This window comes from Deinococcus rhizophilus, assembly GCF_030271215.1.
Lineage (GTDB): Bacteria > Deinococcota > Deinococci > Deinococcales > Deinococcaceae > Deinococcus > Deinococcus rhizophilus.
This window is the reverse complement of sequence record NZ_JASNGB010000078.1, coordinates 1-13,019: the sequence shown is the minus strand read 5'-3', so window position 1 is coordinate 13,019 and position 13,019 is coordinate 1. Positions and strand designations below refer to the sequence as shown.

The following is a 13,019-nucleotide window of genomic DNA, read 5'->3' as shown; positions in this document are numbered from 1 at the left end:
GCGAAGTCTCGCAACGCTGCTTGAAGGATTTCCTGGAGCACTACCATCCCTCGCCGCCGCAGCTCCTTCCGCGCCACGCCGTTACTGTACCCACGGTCACCGACCAGCTTCCTGGGGCGCTGGCGTGGTCGACCAGGGCCGCCGCGTTTCACCTTCCCCCCATCGAGTAGCGGGCGGAAGCCCACCATTTCATGACGTTCCCCGCCTGTGAGGTACAGGGCGAGTGGTTTTCCACCACCTTCGCACTTCAAGTGGATCTTCGTACTGAAGCCGCCACGCGAGCGTCCTAGCGCCTGAGTCACTTGGCCCTGTCGGGCGCCGGCAGCGTGGTGATGTGCTCGAACGACGGTAGCGTCGATGTAATGGGTGTGCCAGTCGATGCCTTACCGCTGCTCGGAGAGTTGCTGGAGACGTTCGAGGAGGCCCTGCCATACGGCCCGTTGACACCAGCGATAGAAGCGGGTAGCGACGGAACTCCAATTGCCGTAGCAGGGTGGTAGGTCCCGCCAGGGAGAGCCGGTGCGGAGCAACCATAGGACGGCGTTGAGGAAGGTGCGGTCGTCGAGATGGGGCCGTCCGCCACGCCGTGTCGTGGAGGGCAAGATGGGTTGTAGGGATGCCCATTCTTGATTGGTGAGGTCGTGACGATGGAGGGCGCTCAAGCTGCAAAGGCTAGCAATCGGTCGTGAGAACACGCCCTAGTCCTTGAGACTTTTGAGCTCCACACACATCTCGCGGGGTACATACCGGAGTTCGAGTGTGCCGAAGTCCGGCAGCCCACTCCAGGGACACACCGGGCTGAACTCATCGGTGGAGATCACGATCTCGAGGGATTTACCCGGGGAGGCACGGGGGTCGTCCTCGCGAACGTGCAGGAACGTATCCAGGACGGCGACGTCGATGGGGTCCTGGCCTTGCACGTCGTACCGACGGTCAAAGCCTGGCGCGCGGGGTTCTTAAATGGTTATTGTTGCTCCTTCAGGACACCAGGCGAGCTTGGGCCAGACCCGCAGCACAGGCCGGTCCAGGGAGATCCGAGGCGATCGGGGCCCCGCCCTGCTCGTGGCCGCGGGTTTCTTGCCGGCTGCAGCGCGTCGGGGAGACCGGCCGCCACACCCAAAAGGCCTAATCCTGTGCCAGACTGCACCGGGCACAACCTTGTGCTCACCACCCTTCCGCCCGTAAGGCCGCACGGGCAGAAAGGAGTCTTATGACTCAATACTCCGGCGATTTCCTCAACAAAGACCCCATCCGGTCCCGGGCGAGCCAGGCCCGGCCTGACTGTTTCTGGAAGGACCGACCGCCGGCACTCGCCCTGGCCCAGACTTCATTCTGGACCGGCGCGCTGCATCCAGCCCGTCGCCTTCAACGGTCACGCCCGGCCTGGCCCTGTCGCCCCCCCGTGACTCACCCACCGGCTTCGTCAGCCTGACCCCGGCTGGGGTCTGCACCGCCGCACTGGACTAGGTCGTCCGGTGAGGCGTGATGCTCCCGCGCGCCCTGAGAACGGCGCGGCGGCACTCCCTTTCACGCCTGCCCTGCTCTGAGCTTTGCGGGCTGCCCTCTCCCGTGAAGCCTTTCGGGACCAGGGCCCTACGACATCCCCACTCCGGGATCGCCGCGGCCGACCTGGCACGCTGGCCCCCCTTTTCCAAGGACCCCCCATGACCCAACGCAACAACCTGCTCATCATCCTGATCGCCCTCTATATCGGTGCTGAACTCGTCAGCAACGTCACTGCAGGTCGCCTGGTGCAACTCGGCGCCCTGGTCTTTCCCGGAGCCATTTTCCTGTACTCGCTGACCTTTACCCTGCGCGACGCCATTCACACGGTGGCCGGGTGGAAGGGCGCCAAGGCCCTCCTGTGGGGCGGCTTCGCCGCGAACGCCCTCCTGGCAGGCTACGGCCTGCTCGTGAACGCACTGCCCAAGCCCGGGTTCTTTGAGGACCAGGCCTACCAGGTCGTGTTCGGCTCCACGCTGCGGGTGGTCGCGGCCAGTCTGGTCGCTTACCTGATCAGCACCGCGCTGGACGCCCTGATCTTCGAGCGACTCAAGCGCCGTGGTGTCGTGGTGCAGGTGATCGCCTCCAACGCGGTGAGCACGACCCTGGACACGGCCGTGTTCATCACGTTGGCCTTCGCTGGCACCGGGGCGCCCCTGCTGAACCTGATGCTGGGCCAGGTGTTGCTCAAGATGACGATCAGCCTGCTCCTCATCCCCCTGGTGCGCTGGGTACGCACGAAGGTGGAAGCGCCCCCGACTCCGGAAGCGCGTGCGGAACTGGCCTGATGCCCTGGACCCTGCGCACCGAGTTCGCGTTTGACTCTGCCCATGTGATCACCGGGTACGACGGCCCCTGTGGACGCCTGCACGGGCACACCTACCGGGTGCAGATGGCCCTGACGTCCGGGCGCCTGCGCCCCAGTGCCCATATTCAGAGGAACATCATGGTGGCGGACTTTAAGAGCCTGAAGTGGGCCAAAAAGGACGTCACCCAGGGGGGCCTGGACCACGCCTTCCTCAACGAACACCCGGACCTGAGGGACGACACGACGGCCGAGGTGATCGCCGCCTACCTCCACCGCGAAACGCTACGCCGGGTCCGCGAATGCCTCGAACCCGGAGACGCTGGGGAGGACCTGCGTCTCAAGGTCACGCTCTGGGAAACTCCCGACTCGTCCTGCGAGTACTGGGAGTAAGCTTGAAGTACCCCGTTTACGAACGGTTTTACACCTGGCAGGGCGAGGGCCTTCACCTGGGGCGCGCGGCGTACTTCGTGCGGCTGTACGGTTGCCCGCAGGCCTGCCCCTGGTGTGACAGTGCCGGCACCTGGCATCCGGCGTACCGCCCGGCCGGCGTTACTGTCCTGGACGCCGGCGAGATCGCCCGGACTGCGGCCCAGGACAGCCCCGAAGGCGCGATCGTGGTGATTACCGGCGGAGAACCCATCCTCTTTGACCTCGAGCCCCTGGTGAATGCCCTGCACGACCTGGGACGGCGGGTGCACCTCGAGACCAGCGGGATTGCCTCCCTGCGCGGCAACCTAGACTGGGTGACCCTCTCCCCCAAGCCCTTCGGGCAGTGGCCGGAGCCATCGGTGGTCGCCCGCGCTGACGAGGTGAAGCTGATCGTGCATGACCCTGGGGACATCGCGGCGGGCCTGGCGACCCTGGACGGCCTGCGGAGCGACGCGGTGGTCTGGCTGCATCCAGAGTGGAGCCGGGCCCGCGAGCGGGACGCCGGGGTCCTGAACGCAATCACCGGCGCGGTGAAAGCCAACCCGCGCCTGCGGGCGGGCTACCAGATGCACAAGCTCTACCGCGCCGACGACCTGGACATTCACAGTGACAAGCGCATCATTCCTCTCGGGGGCGACCCCCGCCTGGGATACTGACAAGGACTGACATGACCCTAGACACCAAGCGAGCCGTCATTCTTCTCTCCGGAGGGCTGGATTCCAGCACCACCCTGGCCATCGCCACCCGCCAGGACGGGTACGCCTGCACGGCCCTGTCTTTCCGGTACGGGCAGCGGCACACCGTGGAACTGGAGCGGGCCGCGTTGATCGCTCAGCAGTTCGGCGCGGACCACCGGGTGATCGACATCAACCTCGGGTCGTTCGGGGGCAGTGCGCTCACCGACGAGACCGTGGCGGTCCCCACCCACGGAACGGACGAGGGCGTCATTCCGCCCACCTACGTGCCCGGCCGGAACACGGTCTTTATCGCCGTCGGGTTGAGCCTGGCCGAAGTGATCGGCGCCGAACGGGTGTACCTCGGCATCAACGCGGTGGACTACAGCGGCTACCCGGACTGCCGCCCCGACTATCTGGAGGCGTACCAGCGCCTCGCCGATCTCGCCACGAAAGCGGGCTTGGAAGGCCGCGGGCCGCGCCTGTGGGCGCCGCTCGCGACCATGACGAAAACGGACATCGTCAGGACGGCGCTGGACCTAGGCGTACCCATCGAGCTCACCTGGAGTTGCTACCAGGGCCTGGAGGAGCCGTGCGGGGTGTGCGACTCCTGCCGCATCCGCGACCGCGCCCTGATTGAGGCCGGGGCACCGGACCTCGCCACCCGCCACGCCCAGCGTCAGCAGGCGCAGGTCCGGTGACCATGCCGCGCTACCCCAGCCTCCTGGTGGTCAGTTCCTGCACCGGCGCGAAACTGCACAAGCCCGCGAACCAACTGGTTCTGGATGACTTCCGCCAGGGGGAAGACCACGTGCGGGTGCGCGAGCAGGAGCTCGCTCCGTACCGCACCTCCGCCAAACGGCTGTACACCGGCATGCAGCATCAGCAGGTCAGCCAAGCCTTCGACCTGCTGAGCACCTGCAAGGACGTGGTCAGCAGCCTGCAGATCATTTCCGCCGGGTACGGCCTGATCGACCAATACCGGTTTATTGCCCCCTACGAGACGACCTTCAACGACCTGAGAAGCCGGGAGGTGCTCGACTGGAGCCGGCAACTGCGCATCCACGAGGACCTCAACGACAAGGTCAAGGGCTACGACCTCGTGGTGTTCCTGCTGGGCGAGAACTACCTCAAGTCCGCCTTGCTGCCCCTGACCAGTCGTCCCGACCAGAGCTTTCTCTTTCTGGCCAGCGGGGGCAGCGCCGCTGTGCTCCCGCAGCACGCGGCCAAGCAGGCCGTGATGCCCCTGGTGAACAAGGACGCCCGGCGCTTCGGGTACGGCATGGTCGGCCTCAAGGGCTTTTTGTTCCTGCAACTGGCCCGCGCCGTCGTCGAGCGCCCCGAGGTGCTGCGCGAGTGGCACGCCGATCCCCACACCGCCGTCGCGTACCTGGAAGCCTGGCAGGCAGGACGCCACGCGCCCGCGCTCCTGGAGACAGACGTGCAAGACGTGCAGCCCGAGGCACCGGAGCCCACCCCTTTGCCCCCCCTCTCGTCCATGCACCGCGCCGGGCTGGGCTTCAACCCCGCTGGCCTGTCCGCCGATGAGTTTTACCCGGCGCCGCAGCACGCCCTGCCGGACCCGCCCCGCGCCCGTTTCACGGTGGTGATCAACAACCGCGACAAACTGAAACTCACCCGGGGTCTGGCGCAGCCCCAGATGGAGCGCATCTGGCACTTCATCGAGGGAGACCCCCGCGGGTACCTCACCAGCCTCGCGTACCACAATCCCGGGAGTGACCCCCTGCCTCAGACGCGGGAGGGCAACATCTATGACTGCGGCGCGTGGAGTTACAAGAGCGAGCCCCACCCCATCCTGAAGAAAAAGGATGGCCCCCTCACCCCAGACAGCACCATGCAACTGTTTGTCGACGCCGGTGCCCGCCCCGGCACCGACATCATCGTCTCGCCCGACATGCTGATTCTGGACTCGGATACTCCTGAGCGGGCGCGGGAGAAGATCGAGACGTCCCTGCGCTTCGCCCGGGACATGCAGCCGCTCGCCGCCGGACACCGCCTGATGGCGGTCACGCACGGGACCTTCGAGCAGCGGCACGAGATGATGGAACGCTACCTGGACCTGGGGTACCGGCACATCGCCCTGGGCAGCCTGGCGCTCAAATCCAGCCGCGACCCGTATTTCGTCTACCGCTGTGTGGAGGACGCCCTGCAGTACCGGGCGCAGGTCCCGGACCTGTACATCCACGTGCTGGGCGTGTCCAGCATCAAGTGGGCCGCGACCCTGACCCACCTGGGCGTGGATTCCTTCGACGGGTCGAGCATGTACATGTCGGCGTTCACCGCGGGCGCCTTTATGCGGTATGTGCCCGGCAGCGAGCAACTGCTGCACAAGTACCGCATCGTGGACAACGCCCCGGGGAGTGACGAGTTGCCGCCCTGCACCTGTCCCGCGTGCGCCGCCATGCGTGAGGAGGGCTGGGACACGCGCGCGCAGGGTGGCAAACCCAATGACCCCACCGGCCGGCCGTACAACGGGGGCAACGAGGCGAACATGGGCCGTGCGGTACACAACATCAACATGTACCTGCGGGCCCTGCAGGACGTGCAGGCGCGTATCCTGGCCGGGGACGAGAGCCTGCTGGTCAAGCGGGACCGGTACCAGGCGGCCCGCCAGAAGCGGGATCAGGCGGAGCGGCCGATGGAACTGCTGCTGAATTAAGTCAGCCTGGGCCGGGGCCGACCAGGGGATTCCCTGGTTGGCCCCTGTCGTTTTAGGGCGCTTCCCCGGCGGTCAGCAACTCGGCGGTGCACTCCAGCAGGTCGCCCAGCAGTAGCACACCCTCGTCCCGGGACTGATCGGCGATGGCCGCGGGGTCCGCGATGCCGTGTCGGTCCAGCACCCCTTGAATGGCCCCGTGGTGACGGCGGCGCACGCGGCGGACCGCGCGCAGTACCTGCCGACTCACCCCCGCGGGAAGTCCTGCGGTGGCTTGACCCGCGGCTTCCAAGCGAGACGCCAACTCCTGCAACGCGGCTAAGTCGATCAGGCCCTCCGGCCCGGGGCCAGTTGCCGGCGCCCCGCGGGCCCCGGGGTGCCGCTCGTGGAGAATCTTCTGCACAGTGTCGTGAAAAGCGCGGACCTCTTTCATCCACACCACCGGTTCCAGGTCTTCCAGGCGTTCGCGCCACGTTCGGCCCACCGTGACCTGCGTGAGGGGTGGCGCCTGCCCCAGGCCGCTCCGGGCCCCCTGAGAGTGCGTCAGGAGGGTGCGCCACTCGGGCGCGCGCCAGGTGTGGCTGCTGGACGGCGGGGAGACGGTCCAGCCCGCCTGGTGGGCGAGGCGCTCCAGGTCCCGGCAGACGGTGTCCAGGGCGTCGGCGTGCGTCAGGGCGTGGTCCAGCGTCCACTCGAGCCGCGCCCAACGGGCGAGGTCCTCCTCGACTGGGGCGTAGGCCTGCAGGGCGGCGGCATACTCCACCGCCGGCTTCAGCAGCTGGGCCAACGTCAATTTGCTGCCGCGCTGCCGGAACGGAGCGCGCAGCACCTGGGGCAGGGACAGCCCCGCGAGGGCCCGCAAGAAGAGGGTGGGGTCGAAGCGGGCGCATTCCCGTTCGAACAGGTCCGGGTCGAGCAGGTCGTCGCGGTGGTGGAAGACGCTGAGAAACAGGGCCCGGTAGGCGTCCCGGCCATCACGCAGTTCCCGGTGCGTGCGGTGCAGCAGGCGGTGGGGACGCTCGGCACGCCAGGCGACCTGAATCTCCCGCGGAGGCAGATCGTACTGCAGCAGGGCGCCCCGGCCCGCCGGGTCCCGCGGGGAGAGCACCTGGCCCTGGCATACGTGCTGGCACAACCACCACACCCCGAACACCAGGGTTTCATAGGGCATACCCACCAGACGTTCCAGGTGCCGGCGAACCTCCCCTTGAAAGGCAGCGACGGCCTCCTCCAGCAGTTGCCGGGTGTGGCCCAGGTCCGCGAAGCACTCCACGTGCTGGCCGGCCGAAAACGAGAAGGTCAGGCACTCCTCGAGAAACTGGGCCGGCAGGGTCCGGGGCACGTGCAGGCTGGGCCAGTGCTCGGGCAACAGGTCCCCGCTGTCTGGCAGGTAGATGGGCAGGTGGTCTCCGCCCCGGGAGTACTCCAGCGGATCGGCACTCAGGGCGTTGACGTGGGGGTGCTGCACGGCGCGCGGATCGAGCAGGGTCCTTACCAAGCGTTCGATGCCGCGCTTGAGGTGCTGGCGCTTGGGAAAAGGCTCGCCTTGGTTCTGCCAGCGCTGCAGTTCCCGCAGGGCGTCCCGCCAGGTGTCGGTGGGGTCCTCGGCCTCCCGGGCCCCAAACAACCAGGTGGCACCAGTGGGCGTGGGAAAGGCCTGAACAGGGGGGACCGGGGGCAAGCCAAAGGCCTCGGCCACCTCGTCCGGCACACTCACGGAGCCCCCCTGCACCTCCCCGTGCCAGTACAACAGGGCCTGAACCTCCTCTGGGAGGTCCTGATGGTAGAAGGTCAGGCTGGGGGCCCGCAGGTAGGGGTGGGGACCAAACAGGGTCACGTGCGGGGGAGCAGGGAGGCTCAGCGCCGGTTTAATCACCGCGTCCAGCAGGTTGCGCGGCGTCTGCCGGGGGTTGCCGCTTTCCACCAGATGCAGGTACAGGCGCTCGAGCATGGGCGGCGTGAACGGGTACAGTCCGGCAAAGGCGGCGGCTTGGCCCCCGGCTGGCTGAGGCAGGCAGCCCAGGTAGCGGCGCACCAGGTCCTGCAGGTCCTGGGGTTGGTTGAGGAAAAACGTTTCGCCGCTCGCGTGGGAGAGTTGAAACCGGGCGCTGAGCCGGTCACGGACGTACGCCATTTCCGACAGGTTGCCCCCACCCTGCAGGTGGGACTGCTCGAACCCGCTGGTCAGGCCGATCACTGCATCAAAGCCCGGGGCCGAGAGGTCAAACACAAAGTCCAGCAGGTCGTCGCGCAGGAAGCCCAGGGTGGTGATGTCCTCCAGCAGCAAGACAGGGCGACGCCCCTGCTGCGCGTAATGCTCCACCAGCGCGCGCAGGGTGGGTTCCAGGGAGTGGACCCCCAGCACTTCCCGGGCGGCGCCGGACAGCCACGCGGTCAGGGGCAGGTCCGGCGGCGGCGGGGGGAGGTCGGCGGGCAACTCCAGCGGCGCCGCCGAGGGCTGGTACAGGCGCCGGGCGAGTTCCGGAAAAAAGGGGGCCAGTTGCTCGAGGTACCCTAAGCCACGGCCCTCCCGGTGGGCGCGCACTTTCAGGTGTAGGCGCAGGTGGTCGGCCAGCACCTCCTGGGGCAAGGTGGTGCTTTGGCCGGCGGTACCCGGTGGCAGGTGCTGGTGGAGGACATCAAGGATCCCGGTCAGGTTCGCGTGCCGACGCGAGATGTGGATGGGGACATGCCGGTCGCGCAACTGGTACTCCAGCCACTGGCACAGTTCCGACTTGCCGCTTCCAGTTTCCCCGACGACAAACCAGACCCGGTTGCTGTCCAGGGGCGCCGACCCCTGAATTAGCTCCAGGACCTCGTGCTCCCCCACGAATTGCCCGTTGCACAGCCCGACCCGGTTGTGTGATACCAGGATGCGGTTCATGCGGGCGTGCGTGAGCGTGAACATCTGCTCGTCTTTCTGGCGGGACTCCGTCGTGAAGACGTGGCCCACGGCGGCCGGATCAAAGGGGGTCCACATGGCGTCCTTCCTGGGGAGCGTGCAGGGTGCAGTGACTGACCCGCCGGCCGCACAGCAGCACCGTGCCGACCGTGTCACTCGCGTAGGACAGGGTGAGGTAGCCCTGGACCTCCAGGCGCAGCAGGGCCCGCGCGAAGCCCTCGTGCACCTCCCCGAGTCGGGTAAACACAGCGCAGTACTCCCGGTGCCAATGCTCCAGCAGGGGCCGCAGGGGCCCGCCCTCATCTGGCAACAACTCCAGCAGCAGGGCGGTGCTGGGGCTGAGGACCAACCGCTCAGGCGGCATCCGGATCACCAGACCCAGGTCGTGCGCAAACTGACTCCAGAAGTTCACCTTGGTGTCATTCCAGCGAAAAGCCCTGCCGTAGGCACTGGTTTCCATCAGTTCCAACACCTCTTGTACCGCCGTGTGCAGCTTGCCCTGCTCCACCAGGGTGTCGTGCACTCCCCGGAACGCCTGCTGCGGCACGTCCGCCTGCCGGGTGAGCAGGTGTAGCACGGTCGCCCGCAACCGGTCCGGGGCGAACGCAGTGGTGAAGGTCCGGTCGTCCCAGGCGCGCTCCTGGGTGGATTCCAGCAGGCCCAGGGTCACCGCGAAACTGAGGGTTTCTTTCAGGAGGGTGGCAGCGCTAGACAGGTAGTAGGTCCAGCGGGGCGTCAGGGCGGCCGTCAACTCCCGAAAGGTCACCTCGCGGCGTTCGGCGATGAGGCGGTGGAGGAGAGCAAGGTCGTGATAACGGACTGGTATCCGGCCGATGAGTAGGCTGCCTGCCATTCTCCTTCTCCTTCGATCTCGAGTTTCAGGTGGTAGTGGTTGTGGATGCACCGTGCGTACTTGCCGCGCATGTCACTGCCCATCAGTTGCCGCGGGTCGTCGCGGCACACGGGGCAGCAGCAGGGCAGTGGGTGGGTGAGACTGCTGTAGTACCCGGTGACCTGGGGGGACTCCGGACGGCTGGATTTCTCCCCCACAAACCGGTAACGGCGGTAGGGGCGGGCGTAGATCACGCTGCCGTACACCGCGCACCAGATGGCGGTGGCGGAATCACAACTGAACACCCCATTGGCCCGCAGGCGGTCAAGCACGTGCTGCGCCGTGACGCCCAGGGCGTGCAGTGGGGTGTCTCCCGCCGCTTCCACAGCGCCCTCAATCATCAGGGGCAGCAGTTTGCGGTGCGTGCGGTGCAAGTTGGCCAGACCGCCGATCCCGATCAGGTCCGGTCCGAACTGAGCGAGTTGGGTCACGACCAGGTACATCTCGTCCGGGGTCCGGGCCTGCGCGGTGGTCATCCGGGCATACCCTGCGGGAAGCGGCTGGGCCATAAACCACTCGGCGTTGATCAGGGTTGCGTGGATGCTGCTCCGGGAATCGGCCGCGGCGCGGGGCAGCACGTCACAGTGGGCGATGGTGACCTGGCTGTCGGGGAACTGCTGGGCGATGGTTAGTTGGTCATGCAGGGCACGCAACCGGGTGCGACTGACGTTGCGCCCCCCGTGGTGGTAGGCGCCACTGTCGATCATCACCTCGTAGGGAGGCTGAGACGAGTATTGGGCGCGAGATGAATAGGTGGTGGGGGAGAGCAGCAACCGGGCCTGAGGATCCACCTGAGCGAGTGGGAAATCCCAGGGCGTATGCGTACAGAAGTAGTTCACCGCCACCTCCTGGGGTGCAGCGTAAGACGTCGGGAGCACAGGGATCACCTGTGCCTATTATAATATGCATATTATAATAGGTAGCGCTAGTTCAGGTGTCCCGTCACGCTACGGGGGATGGCCCGCAAGCCCCGGACATATCACCCCCACGAAACGCGCCTCTTGCAAGGCATTGCGGCGCGCGTCTTCCAGGCCCGCCAGGCGGCCGGCCTCAGCCAGGAGGACCTGGCTGACCGCGCGCACCTTTCCCGCAGCCACATCAGTAAGATTGAGACATCCCACTCAGATCCCCAAATCACCACGCTGCACCGGGTGGCCCGGGCCCTGGGCCTCTCCCTTCAGGACCTAGTGACGATGGCAGACCCGGCCCCCGACGAGTCCCTCCGTTAGGTAAGTGTCCCCTCATGAGATCGAACCGCACAGAGTCGTTTGTGGCAGCTGAATAGGCCGCCCACCGCGCGGACGCGCCCCTGCTGTGCTTTTGCACACGGGGGATCTGGACGGTCAGTGCCGCGCTTGGCCCCAAGGGATGGTCGAGGATCCAGCCCGTCTCAATCCAGCCGGGCGGTACCAGCGGCACGTGACGCGTGAGCCGCCTGAGTTCACGGCCACGGTCGCTACTCCAGGTGTAGCGGGTCGCCGAAACGCCGGGCAAGCCGCTTGCGTCACCCAACGGCTGGGCACCGCGGACCTGCAGGGTGTCGAGCAACTGCTGGTCGGGAGACAGGACCGGCGGAACAGGGTCGAGCGGCGTGATCATCGTCATGGATCTCCTGGGGATTGGAGGGCCACTCCTGGCCCACTTCCACCCTGGCACCTGCCCTTTTGACGGCCTGGCTCAGCGGAGACAGCTGAGGCCCACTGGTCGTGCAAGGCGGGGATCTGAGCCGTGGGGTTACACCATGCCCCGCGGCGCCCTTGCGTGTGTGGCCGCATGCCCTGGCCCACCCCGTTCCGGTGATCAGGTGTAGCAGGAGCACGGGCCTGGCCGCAGCGTCAGCCACCAGTCGCCCCACGATCTCGGTCTCCCAGGTTTGCCAGACGTGTTCATAGGGCCGCAGCACCCCGAAAAACTTGATTTCCTCCTGCATTGACTGGCGTTTGAGTCGGATCGTCGTCGCCACCACGTCCTGCGGGATGTCGGCGTAGCGCGGGATGCGCCGCAGCGCCCGGGCCTCGTCCTCGGCCCCCCGTGACGCCGCCGGCTCGTCGTGGGCGAGCTCGGACAACATGATGCCGCGCGGGAAGGCCTCCACCTCTACCCCATGGCACCAGCTGCGGAAATAACGCAACCATTCGGAGACGCAGGCCCAGAATTAACCGATCAGTTGGCTGACCTGGGGATCGCGGACGACGGGTGCAGCGTCCTGAAGAATGCCGAGGTCCAGTTCCGTGGCCTGGGTGGGCGTAAGGTTACTGCAGGAGAGCAGGAGGTCAATGGCGAGCTGGCGTTCGAGGTTGGGGGCGTGGAGGTCTAGCAGTTCCACGAGGGCGAGGGTGTGGGTGAGGAGGGGTTGCAGGTCGGGCCTGCCGAGGATGGGGGGGACGGTGTGGAGCGTCACGGGCGTCTCCAGGTCTGGTCCTTGGTCTCGCGTTTGTCTTCGTGGGTGGGGGCCTTGGGGAAGCGCTTCTTGGTCTTGTAGCTGATGTGTTTGGTGGGCTTCATGCGACCCTCTCCACGGCACGCGAGCGAGTGAGGGACCCCGCCCTGACGCGGGCGGGACGGTGATGCCGCCCCTGGCGTGCGGCCGGAACGCGGGGGCGAACGCGAGCGGCCAGCCGTCGCGGGCCGCATGAAAAAAGGCCCACCCGAGAGGGCAGGCCGGAGAGGAGAGAGGGGGAGATTGACCCTGGGGGTTGGGCAGAAGACGCGGGGTCAGTAGGGGCGGGCGGGGTTACTGAAGTGCAACTCGTGGAACCCCGGCAGGCCGTTCGTGGGGTTCGGGCGGATCATGAGGACCTCGCGGAAGAGCTGGAACGGCGCGGTGTCGGCGGGCGTTGCGCGGGCGGGCAGGGCGCGGTGGGTGAGCACCTTGCAGGGGCGCGATGTGCGGGTGGGGCGTGAGGGTGCCCGTGTGCAGGCCGTCTTTGCTGATCCAGTCCATCTCGCGGAGCAGGGCGTAGGCCGAGTGGTTGAAGGTGAGGTGGCCACCGAGCGGCCACCACGCGGGGCATGCTTCTTACAGGGCCCAGGCTTTGAGGGCCGCCTCGAGGGTGGGGCGGTACCCGGTGCGCAGGGCGTGTTCGGCGCGGGTGCGGGGCATGGTCCGGTGGGCGAGGGGGTCGCCGGGGAGC

At 67.1% G+C, this 13,019-nt stretch carries 14 protein-coding genes; 6 read left to right on the top strand and 8 right to left on the bottom strand.

The window, feature by feature from the left end; genetic code table 11:
* The 3 genes from QOL99_RS17835 to QOL99_RS09620 form a co-directional block, all read right to left on the bottom strand.
* Window positions 1–359 (bottom strand): transposase (locus QOL99_RS17835; protein ID WP_407650167.1); only part of this gene is annotated, 359 nt, incomplete at its 3' end.
* Between the two features lie 24 nt (window positions 360–383).
* Window positions 384–695 carry a transposase gene (locus QOL99_RS17830; protein ID WP_407650166.1) on the bottom strand — a complete coding sequence of 104 codons (312 nt, stop codon included), beginning with the start codon at window positions 693–695 and terminating at the stop codon, window positions 384–386.
* A 3-nt stretch (window positions 696–698) separates the two neighbouring features.
* Window positions 699–920: a hypothetical protein gene (locus QOL99_RS09620; protein ID WP_326522582.1), complete on the bottom strand. Its 222-nt coding sequence runs from the start codon at window positions 918–920 to the stop codon at window positions 699–701.
* 744 nt (window positions 921–1,664) lie between these two features.
* On the opposite strand from QOL99_RS09620, the gene QOL99_RS09615 reads away from it, so the two are divergent.
* Genes QOL99_RS09615 through QOL99_RS09595 form a run of 5 tightly spaced genes read left to right on the top strand, consistent with a single transcriptional unit; the run spans window position 1,665 to window position 6,094 of the window.
* Window positions 1,665–2,291 carry a queuosine precursor transporter gene (locus QOL99_RS09615; protein ID WP_285523352.1) on the top strand — a complete coding sequence of 209 codons (627 nt, stop codon included), beginning with the start codon at window positions 1,665–1,667 and terminating at the stop codon, window positions 2,289–2,291.
* A complete protein-coding gene (locus tag QOL99_RS09610) occupies window positions 2,291–2,701 on the top strand; it encodes a 6-pyruvoyl trahydropterin synthase family protein (protein WP_285523350.1) in 411 nt (136 codons plus the stop codon). Before QOL99_RS09615 ends, QOL99_RS09610 begins: the two co-directional genes overlap by 1 nt.
* Before the next feature lie 2 nt (window positions 2,702–2,703).
* Window positions 2,704–3,396 (top strand): 7-carboxy-7-deazaguanine synthase QueE, encoded by a 693-nt coding sequence (locus QOL99_RS09605; protein ID WP_285523348.1) that lies wholly within the window; start codon window positions 2,704–2,706, stop codon window positions 3,394–3,396.
* 11 nt (window positions 3,397–3,407) lie between these two features.
* The gene (gene queC, locus QOL99_RS09600) at window positions 3,408–4,115 is read left to right on the top strand and encodes a 7-cyano-7-deazaguanine synthase QueC (protein WP_285523346.1); all 708 of its coding nucleotides are present in this window, start codon (window positions 3,408–3,410) and stop codon (window positions 4,113–4,115) included.
* 2 nt (window positions 4,116–4,117) lie between these two features.
* A complete protein-coding gene (locus tag QOL99_RS09595) occupies window positions 4,118–6,094 on the top strand; it encodes a DUF6884 domain-containing protein (RefSeq protein ID WP_285523344.1) in 1,977 nt (658 codons plus the stop codon).
* 52 nt (window positions 6,095–6,146) lie between these two features.
* Here the strand turns inward: QOL99_RS09595 and QOL99_RS09590 are convergent, their stop codons facing one another.
* The 3 genes from QOL99_RS09590 to QOL99_RS09580 are packed head-to-tail and all read right to left on the bottom strand — an operon-like array spanning window position 6,147 to window position 10,676.
* The gene (locus tag QOL99_RS09590; RefSeq protein ID WP_285523342.1) at window positions 6,147–9,071 is read right to left on the bottom strand and encodes a hypothetical protein; all 2,925 of its coding nucleotides are present in this window, start codon (window positions 9,069–9,071) and stop codon (window positions 6,147–6,149) included.
* Complete coding sequence (locus tag QOL99_RS09585) at window positions 9,055–9,744, bottom strand: hypothetical protein (protein ID WP_285523340.1); 690 nt, start codon at window positions 9,742–9,744, stop codon at window positions 9,055–9,057. The genes QOL99_RS09590 and QOL99_RS09585 overlap by 17 nt, the downstream gene beginning before the upstream one ends.
* A gap of 11 nt (window positions 9,745–9,755) precedes the next feature.
* Window positions 9,756–10,676: a tRNA guanosine transglycosylase family protein gene (locus tag QOL99_RS09580; RefSeq protein WP_285523338.1), complete on the bottom strand. Its 921-nt coding sequence runs from the start codon at window positions 10,674–10,676 to the stop codon at window positions 9,756–9,758.
* Window positions 10,677–10,841: 165 nt separating this feature from the next.
* Between QOL99_RS09580 and QOL99_RS17825 the strand changes: the two genes are divergently transcribed.
* Window positions 10,842–11,114, top strand: a complete 273-nt coding sequence (locus QOL99_RS17825; protein WP_407650165.1) for a helix-turn-helix domain-containing protein — start codon at window positions 10,842–10,844, stop codon at window positions 11,112–11,114.
* Between the two features lie 926 nt (window positions 11,115–12,040).
* On the opposite strand, the gene QOL99_RS09575 is transcribed toward QOL99_RS17825, so the two are convergent.
* Entirely contained in the window at window positions 12,041–12,286 is a 246-nt protein-coding gene (locus tag QOL99_RS09575) for a hypothetical protein (RefSeq protein WP_285523337.1), read from the bottom strand.
* 314 nt (window positions 12,287–12,600) lie between these two features.
* Window positions 12,601–12,756, bottom strand: a complete 156-nt coding sequence (locus QOL99_RS09570) for a hypothetical protein (protein WP_285523336.1) — start codon at window positions 12,754–12,756, stop codon at window positions 12,601–12,603.
* Between the last annotated feature and the right edge of the window lie 263 nt (window positions 12,757–13,019).

Coding starts and splice junctions, on each gene's coding strand:
- QOL99_RS09615 (WP_285523352.1), top strand. CDS start 1,665: ATGACCCAACGCAACAACCTGCTCATCATCCTGATCGCCCTCTATATC.
- QOL99_RS09610 (WP_285523350.1), top strand. CDS start 2,291: ATGCCCTGGACCCTGCGCACCGAGTTCGCGTTTGACTCTGCCCATGTG.
- queC (WP_285523346.1), top strand. CDS start 3,408: ATGACCCTAGACACCAAGCGAGCCGTCATTCTTCTCTCCGGAGGGCTG.
- QOL99_RS09595 (WP_285523344.1), top strand. CDS start 4,118: ATGCCGCGCTACCCCAGCCTCCTGGTGGTCAGTTCCTGCACCGGCGCG.
- QOL99_RS09590 (WP_285523342.1), bottom strand. CDS start 9,071: ATGTGGACCCCCTTTGATCCGGCCGCCGTGGGCCACGTCTTCACGACG.
- QOL99_RS17825 (WP_407650165.1), top strand. CDS start 10,842: ATGGCCCGCAAGCCCCGGACATATCACCCCCACGAAACGCGCCTCTTG.